This window comes from Marinoscillum luteum, from assembly GCF_044005705.1.
Taxonomy (GTDB): domain Bacteria; phylum Bacteroidota; class Bacteroidia; order Cytophagales; family Cyclobacteriaceae; genus Marinoscillum; species Marinoscillum luteum.
In genome coordinates, this window is record NZ_JBIPKE010000014.1 from 1 (window position 1) to 15,416 (window position 15,416).

The 15,416-nt window shown below is 46.3% G+C and carries 13 protein-coding genes; all 13 read right to left on the reverse strand.

Translation table 11 applies throughout. The features are described from left to right. Positions 1-361 precede the first annotated feature (361 nt). On the reverse strand, positions 362-868 hold the full coding sequence (locus ACHKAR_RS06045) for a DUF2480 family protein (protein WP_395416594.1): 507 nt from the start codon (positions 866-868) through the stop codon (positions 362-364). Then, positions 868-1,557, reverse strand: a complete 690-nt coding sequence (tsaB, locus tag ACHKAR_RS06050) for a tRNA (adenosine(37)-N6)-threonylcarbamoyltransferase complex dimerization subunit type 1 TsaB (RefSeq protein ID WP_395416595.1) — start codon at positions 1,555-1,557, stop codon at positions 868-870. Before tsaB ends, ACHKAR_RS06045 begins: the two co-directional genes overlap by 1 nt. Further along, positions 1,558-3,213: a S41 family peptidase gene (locus tag ACHKAR_RS06055; RefSeq protein ID WP_159584353.1), complete on the reverse strand. Its 1,656-nt coding sequence runs from the start codon at positions 3,211-3,213 to the stop codon at positions 1,558-1,560. Between the two features lie 43 nt (positions 3,214-3,256). Further along, positions 3,257-3,691: a ribonuclease P protein component gene (gene rnpA, locus ACHKAR_RS06060; protein ID WP_159584351.1), complete on the reverse strand. Its 435-nt coding sequence runs from the start codon at positions 3,689-3,691 to the stop codon at positions 3,257-3,259. A 16-nt stretch (positions 3,692-3,707) separates the two neighbouring features. After that, complete coding sequence (rpmH, locus tag ACHKAR_RS06065; RefSeq protein WP_115869829.1) at positions 3,708-3,863, reverse strand: 50S ribosomal protein L34; 156 nt, start codon at positions 3,861-3,863, stop codon at positions 3,708-3,710. 174 nt (positions 3,864-4,037) lie between these two features. Then, on the reverse strand, positions 4,038-5,042 hold the full coding sequence (locus tag ACHKAR_RS06070; protein WP_395416596.1) for an adenosine kinase: 1,005 nt from the start codon (positions 5,040-5,042) through the stop codon (positions 4,038-4,040). Next, a complete protein-coding gene (locus tag ACHKAR_RS06075) occupies positions 5,039-5,941 on the reverse strand; it encodes a glycerophosphodiester phosphodiesterase family protein (RefSeq protein WP_395416597.1) in 903 nt (300 codons plus the stop codon). The genes ACHKAR_RS06070 and ACHKAR_RS06075 overlap by 4 nt, the downstream gene beginning before the upstream one ends. Then, entirely contained in the window at positions 5,941-7,008 is a 1,068-nt protein-coding gene (locus ACHKAR_RS06080; RefSeq protein WP_395416598.1) for a metallophosphoesterase family protein, read from the reverse strand. Before ACHKAR_RS06080 ends, ACHKAR_RS06075 begins: the two co-directional genes overlap by 1 nt. A 105-nt stretch (positions 7,009-7,113) precedes the next feature. Further along, entirely contained in the window at positions 7,114-8,787 is a 1,674-nt protein-coding gene (locus ACHKAR_RS06085; RefSeq protein WP_395416599.1) for a glycoside hydrolase family 13 protein, read from the reverse strand. A gap of 28 nt (positions 8,788-8,815) precedes the next feature. After that, positions 8,816-10,462: a glycerol-3-phosphate dehydrogenase/oxidase gene (locus ACHKAR_RS06090; RefSeq protein ID WP_395416600.1), complete on the reverse strand. Its 1,647-nt coding sequence runs from the start codon at positions 10,460-10,462 to the stop codon at positions 8,816-8,818. Beyond that, the gene (gene glpK, locus ACHKAR_RS06095) at positions 10,459-11,940 is read right to left on the reverse strand and encodes a glycerol kinase GlpK (RefSeq protein ID WP_395416601.1); all 1,482 of its coding nucleotides are present in this window, start codon (positions 11,938-11,940) and stop codon (positions 10,459-10,461) included. Before glpK ends, ACHKAR_RS06090 begins: the two co-directional genes overlap by 4 nt. A 17-nt stretch (positions 11,941-11,957) precedes the next feature. Next, positions 11,958-13,655, reverse strand: a complete 1,698-nt coding sequence (locus ACHKAR_RS06100) for a sodium:solute symporter (RefSeq protein WP_395416602.1) — start codon at positions 13,653-13,655, stop codon at positions 11,958-11,960. 157 nt (positions 13,656-13,812) lie between these two features. Continuing rightward, positions 13,813-15,414, reverse strand: a complete 1,602-nt coding sequence (gene treF, locus ACHKAR_RS06105; RefSeq protein WP_395416603.1) for an alpha,alpha-trehalase TreF — start codon at positions 15,412-15,414, stop codon at positions 13,813-13,815. Between the last annotated feature and the right edge of the window lie 2 nt (positions 15,415-15,416).

Sequence of the window (15,416 nt, forward strand, 5' to 3'; positions counted from 1 at the left end):
AAAGCGGATGCAAAATTAGAACTTATTTTTTAATATCAAACCCTATTGTGAGAAAAATATTTTTTTATTTCTAAGCCCAATCTCACCTCATCCTCTCAAGCATCTCCCCATCCCCGCTGAATGGACGGCAAAGATAGTAAAGCCACTGATTCCACCGCTCATTTTTCAATAAATAAAACAACTTTTTTTAACCCCTAATCAACCCACCTAATCACGAGCCTGATTATCAGCTGATTGGCCCAGACCTGGTCCATGACCCATGGATTCAAAAACATCAATCAGCCCTAAAAGAAGTCGGGAAAATCAAAAATTGATGGGGTGATTAACTGAAAATTGGAATGTCAGCACAGACCCAAGAAAACTATTTGGGCTTTTTGTAAACAGGGACAGTGCTACAAGGCTCACCGTACATGATACTCGACACCATAGGCAGCAGCCTCCTTGTCAACTCGAAGTATGCGTAGTCTCTGGTCTTGATATCACCACAACCCTTAATGACCACCTTGGCGCCCTCCAGATCCTGCTCCAGGATTTCATCAATCGCCTGATTGATTAAGGCTTTCTCGAGTTCCTCTTCACCACCAAACGCCGATAGATTGGCGACACCCTCCAACCTGGTAACTACTAACATATAAGCCCAGGATGGTATGATGGCATCTGCAGAACAGACGACCCCAACGTTTTTGCCTTTGAAGGCCAGCCAATCATAATCTCTCAAAAACTCACGAAATTCTTTCTCTTTGAGAATCATCCCATGAAAAAGCCCTTCTTTCAGGTCAAAAAAAGCCCGCTCGGACTGGTCAATATATTCATCGAAATCCAATGAGATTAAAGGACTCTTCGAAACACGGTTAATTATCTCTTCCATTACACCTTGAACTTTTGAGATGGGACATTAGTTCGGTATTCCTTTAGATATTCCGGCTCGAAGTAGGCAATGTCTTCAAATGCCGAATGCTGGAATTTGGCCCAGGCTACCTCCCCCATGTGGGCCGCAGACGGATGAATGTCTCTGATGAAGTGATACCTATCCACTCCTCCAAAGAGTTGCTCCAGCTTATCGGAGCCATTACCGAAGAAGTAAATGCTTTCCTGCTGGAGATCATCAAAAGAGTGCTCATCTACTATGAGTGGTTGGGTTTTCCAAATTTCAGCGCCGGAATGATCTACCAATTTGCAGTAGACCTCCATGCGCCTGGCATCGATCATAGGGCAGAGCAATTCTTCTCCCTTCAGCATAGGGGCCACCTGAGCAACCATAGTATCCAATGTATCCAAAGCGATCAACGGAATGCTCAGTGTATAGGCCATTCCTTTCGCAGTAGCTGTGCCAATTCGCAGACCTGTATAAGATCCGGGTCCTGCAGACAGGGCGACAGCCGTCAGATCGGACAAAGACATTTCACAGTTCTCTGCCAGCTGCTGAATGATCCCTGGCAAAAGGTTGGAGTGGGATTTCTGCAAATGATAGGCCTGATGACCTATCAAAACTCCCTCCTGATGAATGGCCACTGAACAAACCTTAGTGGAAGTGTCGAGGCTTAGAATAGTACTCAATTATTTGCCTTTTAAAATGCTCTGATATCGTTCGGAATCATTAAGAACTTTAATGGCCTCCATGACTTCCCGGTCCTGATCAAAGGTAGACTCGATCATTCCGCTCTGGAAGTAATACCTCCCGGCAATTTCCTGCTCCAGCAATTTCTTAATCTCTGGCTTGAAAGTGATCAGGTCCTGATCCTTATTATGAAGGGTTTCCCTTTTTAAATCCATGATCTGCTGCTCAATATCCTGATAATATTTTTCCTGCTTGGCCGATGCAATTAGTTTCTCAATATTTTGCTCCACCTGAGTGGTGTAGTTGAGTTCTTTGTCCTTCAACCAGTTTTTAAATTCATCATATTCTGCATCTGTAAGGGTGAAGTCCTTAGCAGGTTTAATCTCCGGGTGTGCGTAATAATAACGAGTAGCATAATCAAAAACCAGGTCATTGGACATCAGACTGTAGGCGATAGGTGCGTACTCAAACGGCTCCACTTCAATGTCAGGGTTTACGCCCCCACCGTCGAAAACAGATCGACCGGATTGGGTCTTGAACTCACTCTTGAGTGAATCCGGAATTTTGCCGATGCTACCGTCTGGGTTTCGATGGCTGTAGTCAATGGCCTGGATACATCTGCCAGAAGGGATATAATATTTTCCAGTGGTCACTTTTAGTTGAGAGTTATAAGCCAGTGGTCGTGTCTGCTGAACCAGTCCTTTGCCATAAGAACGCTGCCCTACGAGCACTCCTCGATCATAGTCCTGCATCACTCCCGCTACAATCTCAGAAGCCGATGCACTTCCATTGCTGATCAATACAGCAAGGGGAATCTGAGTATCCGCGGGATCATTCAAAGTGTTGTAGGTCTTGGTCCAGTTCTTAAGCTTCCCTCGAGTAGTCACCACTTCCCGGCCTTTGCCCACAAAGACATTGGAAACATTGACGGCTTCTTCCAATAAGCCCCCCGGGTTACCCCGCAAATCCAAAATGATTTTTTTCGCGCCATCAGCTTTCAGCTCGTTCACAGCATTTCGCACCTCAGCGCCTGCTTCGGTAGTGAAATCCGTAAGTTTTACATAGCCGATTCCTTCGGCTACCATTCCGAAATAAGGCACGTTGCTAATGGTAATACGCTCACGAGCCAGCGTCACATCAAACAGTTTTTCTTGTCCGAATCTCTTTACCGTCAGGACAATATCCGAATTGGACTGCCCCTTCAGCAGTTTGCTGATAGCATCGGACGATTTGCCCTCCAACACTATTCCATTAATCTTCAAAATCTGATCTCCCGCTTTAAGACCAGCTTTGTGCGCAGGGTAGCCTTCGTAAGGCATCACTACGGTGCTCACGCCTCCTTTCTTATCGACTATAGCACCAATGCCCCCATACTCACCGGTGGTGATGGTGCGATAATCCTCTATGTCATCTTCGGGAATGTAATTGGTATAAGGATCAAGCGAAGCCAGCATGGCTGTAATGCCTGTACGCATCAGCTGGTCCGGATGAATGTCATCCACGTAGTAGGCATTTACTTCCTTAAACAGCGTGGCGAAAATATCGAGGTTCTTCACGATCTCGAAGGTGCGATCACCCACGGGAGTGGCTTTAAAAGCCAAAAAACCAATACTAATGGCACAGATGGCCACGATTGCTTTCCACTTCTTATTCATTGCTTGTTCATTTTGTACTCAAAACAGGAGGTTAAACTTGCATTCAATTGGGCTCACCCGGGTGTTCTTTCCCTATCTTAGAATGCTGACTTTCTAAACGTACCAATAGCTTTTTAAGTTTATCCTCTATTTCACCATAAGGTAATGGTGATTTATCTAAATAGACAAATGCCAGCTGATAAAAGCCGCTAACGGGTGATTGATAGATGATGGATTTGTGAAGCCTATAGGCTTCTCTCATGCGGCGCTTCAGCTGATTTCTCCGAACGGCTCGCTTGAAGTTTTTTTTGGGGACTGTAAAGAGGGCGCGATGATAGGTCACGGCAGAATCCTCCTCCCTTCTGTACTTCAATAACAAAGGGTGCAAATAAAAAGAGGAACCATTCTTGAACAGTTCCTCAATGTCTTTTTTACCGGTCAGCTTTTCCCTTTTTGGAAAAGAAAACGCATGACTAGTCGTTTGGCCTGAGTCAGTCATAGGCCTTTAGTTAGACTTATTTCTTGTGAGTTTGATCAGAAACAGTAAGTTTCTTTCTTCCCTTTGCTCTACGTCTGGCCAATACAGCACGACCGTTGGCTGACTCCATTCTTGAACGGAATCCGTGTTTGTTTTTTCTTTTCCTTACTGAAGGTTGAAATGTTCTCTTCATGGCTATGCCTTTATCTTATTCTTTTATTATGACCAGACCCCAATCACTGACCGGAATCTGAGATTTCTCAAAACGGAGGGCAAAGATAAGTAAAGATTGAGTTTTACCAAACTAAACGCCGCTCCGCAGAGATATTTCTTCAATTTTTATGAAAACGTGGTGAAAAAAAGGGGTTTAAATGTCAAAAACTTCACGCTTGATCTCCTGAAGCTGATGGAATGTGAGCCTGGGGCCGTACTTAGCAACCACCTCTGAGGCTGCCTTGCTGGCCAACTTACCCGAAGAAGCCATAGTGTGACCGTTGGTGATGCCATAAAGAAATGCCCCGGAAAACATATCCCCTGCGCCGTTGCTATCTACTGCCGAGACCGGGTAGGACTCTATATCCACGAATGTATCTCCATCAAATATCATGGCGCCATTCTTCCCTTGTGTGATCACAAATTTTCTGGCTACTTTTCTCAATTCTTCTCTGGCATCAGCGACAGAATCGGTCTTGGTGAAGAGCATTGCTTCCTCTTCATTGCAAAAGAGCAAATCCACAGAGGCTCCCACCACTTCCTCCATTTCCTTCTGGAAGTACTTCACCATACTGGGGTCAGAAAACGTAATACTCACTTTTACACCATTGTCTTCGGCCATTCTCTTAGCCACTTTCATCGCTTCCCTACCTGTCTCTGAAGCTACCAGATATCCCTCTATAAAGAGGTATTCGGAGTTGATCAGGGCATCCTGCCGAAGCTCCGCTTTGGAGAAAGCGGAGCTGATCCCCAAAAATGTATTCATGGTACGCTCCGTATCAGGAGTCGTCATGATGAGTACTTTTCCTGTTATCCCCGCATCCAGGTGACTTCCATCCAGGTTGGTGTCAATGCCATTATTGGCCAACTCGTCCAGAAAAAACCTGCCGTCTTCGTCATTGGCCACTTTGCAAGAGTAAAAGCTCTTGCCACCCAGCATACTTGTCGCCACTATAGTATTGGCAGCAGACCCGCCTCCTTCTTTCTTTTTGATGCCGTCTTTCACGGCAGCTAGTACTTTCACCTGACGCTCCTCGTCCACCAGGGTCATGACTGATTTTTCGATCCCATGTTCGATCAAAAAATCATCGCTACATTCCAACACATAGTCCACTACAGCATTGCCAATGGCATAAACGTCGTACTTCTTCTTACTCATTTTTTATCCTTTATGCTATTAAACCTATTGGGATAATCGGTAATTAAACCGTCCACCCCAAGTTCCATTACGTCCTTCATTTCTGTCACTTCATTTACCGTCCATGGGATTACCCGAATGTCCCGGCTATGTAAAAAATCAACAGACTCCCGCGAAAGTAATGGAAAATAGCAACTATAGATGTCCGGGGTAAACCCGAGTGAATCCAGGTTTTCTTCCACCGTCAGGTCGTTTTCGATCAATAGCGCCAGTGTCACTTTTGGGTAACGCTCATGAAAATACTGTAACACCCTGAAATCAAAAGATTGAATTGTGGTTCTGCTCCAGTCAAGTTTTTCATCTAAGACGGCATAAACCAGGTCACTAAAAGTGGGGGGTGCAGGATGAAAGAGATCATCGGTTTCTGGCTGCGACTTGATCTCGATGTTATAAGCCACAGGGGGTTTACCGTTGACCTTCAGGTAGTCTTCCACTTGGTCGATCACATCCACTAGTCGTGGCTTGACTACCTGCATTTTTTGCTGCTCAGGAAATCTTGGGTGTGGTTTGGAGCCACAATCGAAACCTGCCACTTCCTGATAAGTCATCTGATAAATATTGTTTTGAAGCTGCTGCGTTTCTGGGATTTCATTTCCCATAGAATCAAGGCACATTTCAGCTGACATAAAGGGTTCGTGCGAAACGACCAGTTGACGGTCTTTGGTGACCGCCAGGTCCATTTCGAGGGTAGTTACTTCCAGATCGAGGGCCTTGATGAAGGCCGGAATGGTGTTTTCAGGCATGAGCCCTCTACAGCCCCTGTGTCCCTGAAGGTCAAAGGTTTCTTTCATGTTTTTCTTCGGGCCAAAGCAGGAGGTAAGCATAACTAGGGAGCCAACAAACAAAATTATCTTTCTCATCAAGCTAAAAATTTTATTCTGGTAAACACATAATCCAGAGACTCTTCATTGATCACCATGCGGTAGTAGTCAGTGCCTGGAATCTGCTGTGGCTGGTAGCCGGTTTTATGCAGGTACTTCTTGTTGATGTTGCCATCGAACCAGTGAACCAGCCTGATTTTACCACCTTCTATTTCCAGACAGGTCATCCCACGCTTGCCTATGACACAGCCTGAATTGAAAAGACAGGGGATGTTAAAAATGGTGTTGTAGACATAGTTCTGAAAATTGGTATCGCGTACCTGTTTATAGTATTTCTTTAAGTCCTTCTTATAGGCCCTTATGGACCTGACAATGGCCTCCGTCTGATTGGCTATGTCCTCTACATACTCGCGGCAAAGTTGCTCGATTTTATATTTCAGCCGCTCTACTTTGTGCATTGACTCAAACAACGGACGATGCGTGTGACCAATGACTGATACCACTTTGCGATAAGCTGAGTAATGATAGGCCCGCTTCTCTATTTTATACTGTTTCTTACTGCTGTGAGCCACCGAGTAATTTTTGATCCCCAGAGGGTTGGCAAAGTACTTCAGGGTGAACCCGATCAATTCATTGTGTTTTTGAAACCGCTTGGAAGCCTGATGCCCGTGAAAAAAGAAAAGGTTGTCCCCTTTGTAATCAAACACAAATCCATCGAGGTGCTCGTAATTAAATGGCAAATCCTTCATCATCCCTAGTTCCAGATCGTGATTACCAATGGTTTTAAGCAATCTGGTCTGATCTCTAAACTGATCGAAAACCTCGTAGACAGATTTCCAATGCTTATAAATCTTCCTGAGGCTGAACCTTTGCATCTCCTCCACATCTCCGTTGAGGACTAAGCCATACTGCCGGGGAAGATAATGCTCCTTTAGTGCTCTGGTAAAAAGGTCGGAATTGGTCCGGAAATCGTCAGTGGAGCCACCATCGCCCATATGGAGGTCGCTAAAGATCACCCATTTGTCAGCATCCGTTAACTCGAAAACAGGTGACTGATTAAACAGGTCGTCCAGATTTTGGTAAACAACTTTATTGGTAATCTTCACACGGGAAATTTAATGATCTCACCAAATTAAAGGGTTTAAAGTCAGAGATCAATTAATCGTATCTTAAAGAATTGTTAGCAATTCCAAAATTTGATGACCACCGGATCAAAGCTGGTACAGGGCTGCCTGCCACGGCAGTAGTTTGAAAATCTTTTCTCCCTCCATTTGCACCGCTCCCATATTGCCGATGATCAAAGACAAAGATTCAATATCAAACCGATCGTCTACTTCAAAGGTCTGTTGATCTGCTGAAAAATTGAGCAATATGAGGTACCTGACCGCATCGTCCCATCTCCAATAAGCATATACCTGTTTGTGTGCCTCATTGATCACAGCGTAGTTTGCATACACAAGTGATGGATTGGCCTTCCTGACGCTGATCATTTGCCTGTAAAAATTCAAGATGGAGTTCTCTGCGTTCTGCTGATCTGCCACATTGATTTTGGTATAGTTGGGATTTAACTTCAGCCATGGGGTGGCAGAAGTGAAACCGGCATTTTGAGTGGCATCCCATTGAATGGGGGTACGGGCATTGTCACGCCCATTCACATGCACGTGCTTGAGAAACAGATCCAGGTCTTTGCCCTGCGCTTTCCACTCGGCGTATGCGTTCATGATCTCCACATCATCGTAATCCTCAATGCGATCAAAAGCCACGTTGGTCATCCCTATCTCATCTCCCTGATACACATAGGGCGTGCCTCTCATGGTCATCAGCATAAGGCAGAGCAATTTTGCCGACTCCTCCCAAAAATCCGCATCGTTACCAAAGCGAGAAACGATCCGCTGAAAATCATGATTGCCAAGAAAAATGCTACCCCATCCGTCGTTCTTAAATTTCTCATCCCAGAGTCGGAATATTTTCTTAAACTCTACAAAGTCGATTGGTTTCGGATCAAACCTTCCGCCTGGTCCGTGATCCATGAACATGTGCCCGAAATGAAAAAGCATATTCAACTCTTTTTCATCCTCTGCTACATACTGCAAGCCTGTATCGAGATCTATTCCGGGGCCTTCGCCCACTGTCATCACATCATAGTGGCTCATCACCTCCCGATTCATTTCCTTCAGGAATTCATGAATCCTGGGGCCGTTGGCATAGACCTGAGCAATGGTATCATTGAAGTTGGCATGGGGGGTATCGTCATAGTTTCTTTTAGAGATCACGGAGATCACATCCATTCTGAAGCCATTGACCCCTTTGTCCAACCAGTAGCGCATCAGTTGATAGACTTCCTCGCGGAGCTTCGGATTTTCCCAGTTCAGGTCAGGTTGCTTTTTGGTAAACAGATGCAGGTAATACTCATTGGTTTCTTCAGCATACTGCCAGGCACTTCCACTAAAGAAAGAAGGCCAGTTATTGGGTGGCCCACCATTCTTCCCCGGCTTCCAAATGTAATAGTCGCGCTTAGGGTTGTTTCTGGAAGACCTTGATTCTTTGAACCAGGCATGCTCATCGGAGGAGTGGTTCACCACCAGATCCATCAATAGTTTCATCCCACGAGCATGAATCCCGCTTAGTAGCTCGTCAAAATCCTCCATGGTGCCAAACTCATCCATGATGTCATAATAATCGCTGATGTCATAGCCATTATCATCATTGGGCGACTTGTACACCGGACACAGCCAGATGACATCCACTCCAAGACTCTTGATGTGATCCAGTTTTTGAATAATCCCTTGCAGGTCTCCAATGCCATCGCCATTGCTATCATTGAAACTGCGGGGGTATACCTGATATACCACTGCTTCCTTCCACCATGTTTTGTTTACACTCATGTCGATTTTTTGAATACTGAAAATGGGATTATAGAAAATGACTGGCTACTTCCAATCCGTGATGAAGCCAATCTTTCTCCTGCTGCTGGCGGGTTTCTGACCACCCAAAGGTAGAGGTCAGGTGTTGAAAAACGGGCTCTATGAGTTTAGGGATGGTCTTGATATTGAAATACAACCTCCCTGTTCTTCTTTCGAAAAAATCCAGCAGTGAATGGACTGCTTCATTTTCTATAGTAAAAACCAACTCCGAAAGCGCCAGACGTATTTCAGGGTCTGTTTCCTGCCTCTGCCTGAAAAGTTTAAAAATGTCGCCTGTTTGTCGACCATAATTACTCACAAGATATTCTGCATAGTATGGGTCCAGTCCAAAGGAAACCACCTGCTGCTCTACTTCCTTCTGGTATCTGTGCACATCATTTCCGTCCTTGAACACGCCTCCTGACAGGTAAATTTTGTCTGTCACACAGTCCGAAAGTTTCTTGTCTTTATCCTCTCTGATCTTTTTGGACAATCTGTCCACAATGCGTTCTGCCATCTTGCGATAGCCTGTCAGTTTACCTCCGGCTATCGATAAAAGTCCCGTTTCTGATTCAAATATTTCATCCTTTCGCGAAAGCTGGGAGGCCGATTTTCCCTCCTCTTCTATCAAGGGTCGCAGGCCTGCCCAGCTGGATTCTACGTCCTTTATGTTGAGCTTTATCTTAGGGAAGATATGCCTTACTCCATTGATCAGGTAGTCCACGTCCACTTTTTCAGTGCGCACATGATTGATGTCTCCATGGTAGTCTGTATCGGTGGTGCCAATATAGGTCACCCGGTCTCTGGGAATGGCAAAAATCATCCGCCCATCCGGCACATCAAAGTAGACCGACTGGTGAACAGGGAACTTCTCATGCGGCACCACAATGTGCACACCTTTAGTAGGGTGCAGGTACTTCCCATGTAAGGATTTGTTTTTGGCTCGTATTTCATCTACCCATGGCCCAGCTGCACTCACCGTGTAATCGCAACTACTCGTGTAGCTGGTGTCTGTAAGGTTATCACGCCAATGTACCCCGGTAATTTTCCCTGCATGGTACACAAAGTCTGTGACCTCTCCGTAGTTGATAATATCGGCACCCATCCGGGTAGCTGTTTTCAGAATCTCTATTGTGAGGCGGGCATCGTCAGTTCTGTACTCAGCGTAAACCCCGCCTCCCTCCAGTACATCAGGCCCAAGCAGGGGTTCCATCTCTAGTGTTTCCTCTTTGGTCAGCATCTTGCGCTGATCCACCTTCTCCACCCCGGCCAGTACATCATAGACCATCAGCCCCACCGATGTGAGGATTTTTCCATAAGTGCCATCTGTAATCAATGGCAGAAGCATCTTCTCCGCTTTCACCAGGTGCGGCGCCAGATGGTGCACCACTGCTCTTTCCTGTCCTACTTCACGAACCAGTGCTACCTCAAATTGCTTGAGGTACCTAAGTCCACCGTGTATCAGTTTGGTGGATTTGCTACTGGTACCCGAGGCAAAGTCGTTTTTTTCAAACAGGGCTGTTTTCAATCCTCTTGAGGCAGCATCCAGCGCTATACCTGCTCCCGTAATACCTCCCCCTATAATGATGAGGTCGTAGTGGGTATCTCCCAGGACCTTAACCAAATCACCCCTGTCATTTGCGTTGAATGCATTCATAAATCCTTTGCCCAGTCAAATGTTCTTTGTACTGCTTTTTGCCAGCCCTTGTATAAGTGGTCTCGTTCAGTCTTTGTTATGCCCGGAGCAAATTTTCTATCCGTCTTTCTCACTTTCTTAATTTCATCCAGTGTCCAGACGCCAGCATGCAACCCCGCCAGATAGGCAGCACCGAGTGCCGTAGATTCCGTGATGGCGGGGCGATCCACCTCTACTCCCAGGATATCCGACTGAAACTGCATGAGGTAATTGTTGTTAGTGGCTCCACCATCCACCATCAGACTGGTGATCTCTATACCAGAATCCTGCTCCATTGCAGTTTTAACATCTCGTGTCTGAAAAGCTATGGATTCGAGAGCAGCCTTGATGATGTGATTTTTTCCCGTATCGCGGGTCAGTCCAAAAATGGCTCCTCGCGAATACTGATCCCAATAGGGTGCCCCTAGTCCGGCAAATGCCGGTACCAAATACACCTCATTGGTTTCCACCTTTCTGGCAAAGTATTCGGAATCTTCCGCATGATCCAGGACCCTCAGGCCATCACGTAACCACTGTATGGCGGCTCCTGCAATGAATATACTGCCTTCCAGAGCGTAGGTAAGCTCTCCGGTAGTACTGCAGGCCATGGTAGTCAGTAAACCATTTTGGGATACCTCACATTTGGTACCCGTATTCATCAGCATGAAACAGCCGGTGCCGTAGGTGTTTTTAGCCTCTCCCGGATCAAAGCACGCTTGTCCGAAAAGGGCCGCCTGCTGATCTCCCGCAATGCCCATAATAGGAATGGTGGTGCCTTTGAATTCAAAATCTCCGAAATGATAGGCTGAAGGATGGGCCTCAGGAAGCATGGACATTGGTACCTTCAGGATCTCGAGCAAGTCATCGTCCCATTTATTCTCTACAATGTTGTAGAGCATAGTCCGCGAGGCATTGGTGTAATCAGTCACATGAGCCTTGCCATTGGTGAGTTTCCATACCAGCCATGTGTCTATGGTGCCAAAGCAAAGATTCCCTTTATCGGCCTCCGCTCTGGCATTTTCCACATTGTCGAGTATCCAGTTAATTTTTGTGCCCGAGAAATAGGAGTCTATTACAAGACCGGTTTTGCTTCTAACCTTTTCCTCAAGGCCCCTACTCTTCAGATCTTCACAAAACTCCGAGGTACGTTTATCCTGCCATACGATGGCATTGTAGACAGGCTCACCTGTATCCCGATCCCAAACCACGGTAGTTTCCCTCTGGTTGGTGATGCCAATGGCGGTAATTTCCTTAGGCGAAATTGAAAGTTCATTCAAAAGAGATCGGAAAACCTCAGACTGTGTGGTCCATATCTCTTCCGGATCGTGCTCTACCCATCCGGATTTCGGAAAAAACTGGGTAAACTCCTTTTGCTTTATGCCGACGATTTCCCCTTTCTCATTGAAGAGAATGGCTCTCGAACTGGTAGTCCCCTGATCTAATGCGACAATGTATGCCATGATATTTTATATTTTCCTTACCAAAATGACCCAACGACAACAGCCGTAATGATCAACAATATAACTGCCAGTACCCGGTAATTCTTATACCAGAGGAGTCCGGCCAGTTCTTTCGTTTCTGCTCTGTATAATCCCGCATTCCAGGTGAGGGTATTCACTACCTCATCACTCGGGGCTGGGGTGAGCAAGCTGACAATGACGTGCACCAGTATACAAGCCAGCATGAGCAAAGGTGCTTTATGCAAAAAATGAATCGCATTTAGCGAAGGGAATAACTCATAAACTGAGGAAAGAATAATCAAAACCGATATCGCAAGACCCGCCAAAAGGGCTGCGAAGGCTCCATTTCCATTACCTCGCTTCCAAAACAAACCCACCAGGAACACTGCCACCACCGGTGGGGCAATGAACCCTAACACCAACTGAAGGTATTCCCAGAGGGAGTCAGAAATCTGCTCAATGTACTGTGTCCAGAATGCAGCCAACAATACCAGTACCACCGTGGCAATCTGGCCGACACGCACCAATTGTTTGCTGGAAAGGTTAGGATTCAACTTATTCACAAAATCCATGGTGATCAGGGTAGAGGCAGAATTGAGTGTAGCCGAAATACTACTGGACATGGCCGCCAACAATCCGGCAATGACCAACCCAAGCAGCCCTGTAGGTAGTAGTTGATAAAGCATGACCGGATAGGTCATATTGGGACAATCCTCCAGGTTTTGGCAGATCACCTGCTCGCCGGCCTCATTGGTAATTAAATAGTTCAGCCCGCTGATGTCCAGGTCAGAAAACAGCACAATGGCAATCACTCCAGGAAAAATCATGATAAAAATCACCGGGATTTTCAGTAACCCGGCAAACAATGCTCCCCAGCGACCGTGGTTGAGATCTTTGGCGCTGAGTACACGCTGTACCATAAACTGATTGTTGGCCCAGAAGTAAAAACCAAGTAGCGGCACCCCAAAGAGCAAGCCGGTCCATGGCATATACGCATCATCCACTGGCCCTGCCATATCAAACACTACGTCGGCTGGTTTACTGATGTAGCCACTGCTATTGAGTGCGTCCAGGCCACTCATCAATCCTGACCATCCGCCCACCTCCGTAACACAGAAATAAGTTAAAATCATAGAGCCCACGACCAATAGAATCGCCTGGATCACCTCGGTATGAACAACGGAAGAGAGCCCACCCGGTATCGTATATGCTGCGGCGGCCAATGCCAAACCTACAATGATAAACGTGGAAGAAATCTCCGGGAAAATGATTTTCAGAATCAGATTTCCGGCATACAACCCAGACGAGGTGTCGATAATGACATTGCCCACAATGGTGATAAAGGAAAAATAATACCGGGATCTGCTGTCGTACCGGCGCTCAAGAAACTCCGGCATGGTGTAGACCTTTGAGCGCAGGTAGAAGGGCAAAAAGAATATGGAGAAGAAAACCAGCACTACAGCCGCCATCCACTCATAATTGTAAACCGCCGTATTGGTCTGAAACGCATCGGAGGTAAGACCAATGAGCGTGTTACTGCCTATATTGGCTGCAAACAAAGAAATCCCGACGATGGGCCAGGTCATGTTCCGACCAGCTAAAAAATACTCTTCGGAGGTTTGTTGTTTGCCCTTGGAGATTCCATACCAAATGATGCCAAAAATGTAAACGACAATAATGGCTATATCTACAAAGCTCAATGCTACATTTTCCATGTGGGATTGGTTTAGTCAGTGATTTCAATCCCTATAATAGTAAGAAAATGGCAATCAACCCCTGCTTTCGAGGAGGGGTTTTGCGAGTGTGCGAATGAAAACGATTGAAAATTAAAAATTTATTCCTCTGCTGCCTTTCCGTTAGAAAGTCACCTACTCAGTAAGCCACATTGTCTGACATCAGTCCTAGGGCTACGCCATTGCTCCACCCGAAACCATCCTGCGTGGGGTACTCTCCTCCTCCGGCGATCAGAGTGGTGTCAGCCACATTGTATTTTTCCATCATTTTGCCGGTATTTTGGTAGACTTTATCATTCACCCTCAACCATCTGGTTTTGATCTCAGTCGCCAAATCCATTTTGTCATAATGTTCAAGACCCTTAATCGTCATCCATTGGAGGGGTGCCCAACCATTGGGGTAATCCCATTGCTGCCCGGACTCGATGGTAGTGGTCACTACCCCTCCAGGGAGGAGAAAGTCTGACTCCAATACTCGTGCCTGTGCATCGGCTTGCTGAGCTGACGCTAGAATAAAGTACAAGGGATAGGCGCCCGCCAGTGTCAGCTGATCCGATAGTCTGTTCTCCGTCCAGATATAATCTGTAAAGGCCCCTTTATCGGCATCCCAAAACAAGCGCTGAATAGCTGCCTTGCGCTGATCGGCTTGGGCTGAATAAAAATCTGACTGCTGAACCTTCCCGTCAGCCGCATAGAGATTGGCCAGGGTGGTTTCCACCGCAAACATGAGACTGTTCAGGTCCACAGGCAACATGTCCGTGGTACGGATGCTTCCAAAATCGGCTTTATCCTGAAACCAGCGCGTGCTGTAGTCCCATCCGGACTCAGCTCCGGCCCGCAGATTGCGATAGAGTTTCTTCTGCTCCTGATCTGATAAACCTTCTGCCAATTCGTAATCTTCCTTGTGTGATTCTGGTCTGGGGAAATCCAGAAAATCCCAATAGCGATTGAGCATGGTTCCGTCTGACAAGCGCACCACTCTGTTGACTGCAGGCAGGTCTGAGCTCAGGTATTCCGATCCCTGCATCCAAAAATCGTATTCCTTTTGTACTGCAGGCAAATAAATGGTGGCCTCCTCTACGGAAGTGAGCTGTGCATAAAGATTGACCATCGAAGCAAAAAACGGCGGTTGGCTTCTGCCAAGGTAATAGGTCCTATTGCCATTGGGAATAAAGCCCACAGTATCTATCAGATAAGCAAAATTATCGACCATGGCCTCTACCAGGTCCGTACGACCAGAGGCCCCCAGCCCTATCAGGGTGAAGTAGCTATCCCAATAATAAATTTCTCTAAAACGCCCACCGGGCACCACATATTCGCCGGGCAATGGGATCAGAGTCGAAATTTCGTCTGATTCACTGGCCTTCCTTGTTAAGTTTTTCCAATGATTTTCAAGGTGCATCTTGAGTGACTCTTCCCTTGATGCTACGATCTCAGGCTCAGATGGAGGGATAAAGTTTGCACTCACAAAAGCCTTCAAATCAAAATCAGGATCATCCTTGCGGGCGAGATAATCCGAAGCGATGGTGGCAGGATAACTCTTGGGTGTGCAGTCCACGAAGGTTTTGGAATCAGGGAAAACCCCTGCCATTTGCACATCGTGAAACAACGGCCCCAGTGATTCCCAAGGCTCATAAAAATCCGCAGTTTCATCAGTTGCTTCGGTCTGCTTTTGAGGGGTGCATGAAAAAAATAGCAGTACCACAAGGCCTGCTATTTTTAATGATTTCAATGTTGTCATTG

What these genes read in the sequence shown, in the direction of transcription:
- ACHKAR_RS06085 (WP_395416599.1), bottom strand. Translation starts at nt 8,787, where the DNA reads ATGAGTGTAAACAAAACATGGTGGAAGGAAGCAGTGGTATATCAGGTA.
- treF (WP_395416603.1), bottom strand. Translation starts at nt 15,414, where the DNA reads ATGACAACATTGAAATCATTAAAAATAGCAGGCCTTGTGGTACTGCTA.
- ACHKAR_RS06070 (WP_395416596.1), bottom strand. Translation starts at nt 5,042, where the DNA reads ATGAGTAAGAAGAAGTACGACGTTTATGCCATTGGCAATGCTGTAGTG.
- ACHKAR_RS06045 (WP_395416594.1), bottom strand. Translation starts at nt 868, where the DNA reads ATGGAAGAGATAATTAACCGTGTTTCGAAGAGTCCTTTAATCTCATTG.
- glpK (WP_395416601.1), bottom strand. Translation starts at nt 11,940, where the DNA reads ATGGCATACATTGTCGCATTAGATCAGGGGACTACCAGTTCGAGAGCC.
- rpmH (WP_115869829.1), bottom strand. Translation starts at nt 3,863, where the DNA reads ATGAAGAGAACATTTCAACCTTCAGTAAGGAAAAGAAAAAACAAACAC.
- rnpA (WP_159584351.1), bottom strand. Translation starts at nt 3,691, where the DNA reads ATGACTGACTCAGGCCAAACGACTAGTCATGCGTTTTCTTTTCCAAAA.
- ACHKAR_RS06055 (WP_159584353.1), bottom strand. Translation starts at nt 3,213, where the DNA reads ATGAATAAGAAGTGGAAAGCAATCGTGGCCATCTGTGCCATTAGTATT.
- ACHKAR_RS06090 (WP_395416600.1), bottom strand. Translation starts at nt 10,462, where the DNA reads ATGAATGCATTCAACGCAAATGACAGGGGTGATTTGGTTAAGGTCCTG.
- ACHKAR_RS06100 (WP_395416602.1), bottom strand. Translation starts at nt 13,655, where the DNA reads ATGGAAAATGTAGCATTGAGCTTTGTAGATATAGCCATTATTGTCGTT.
- ACHKAR_RS06075 (WP_395416597.1), bottom strand. Translation starts at nt 5,941, where the DNA reads ATGAGAAAGATAATTTTGTTTGTTGGCTCCCTAGTTATGCTTACCTCC.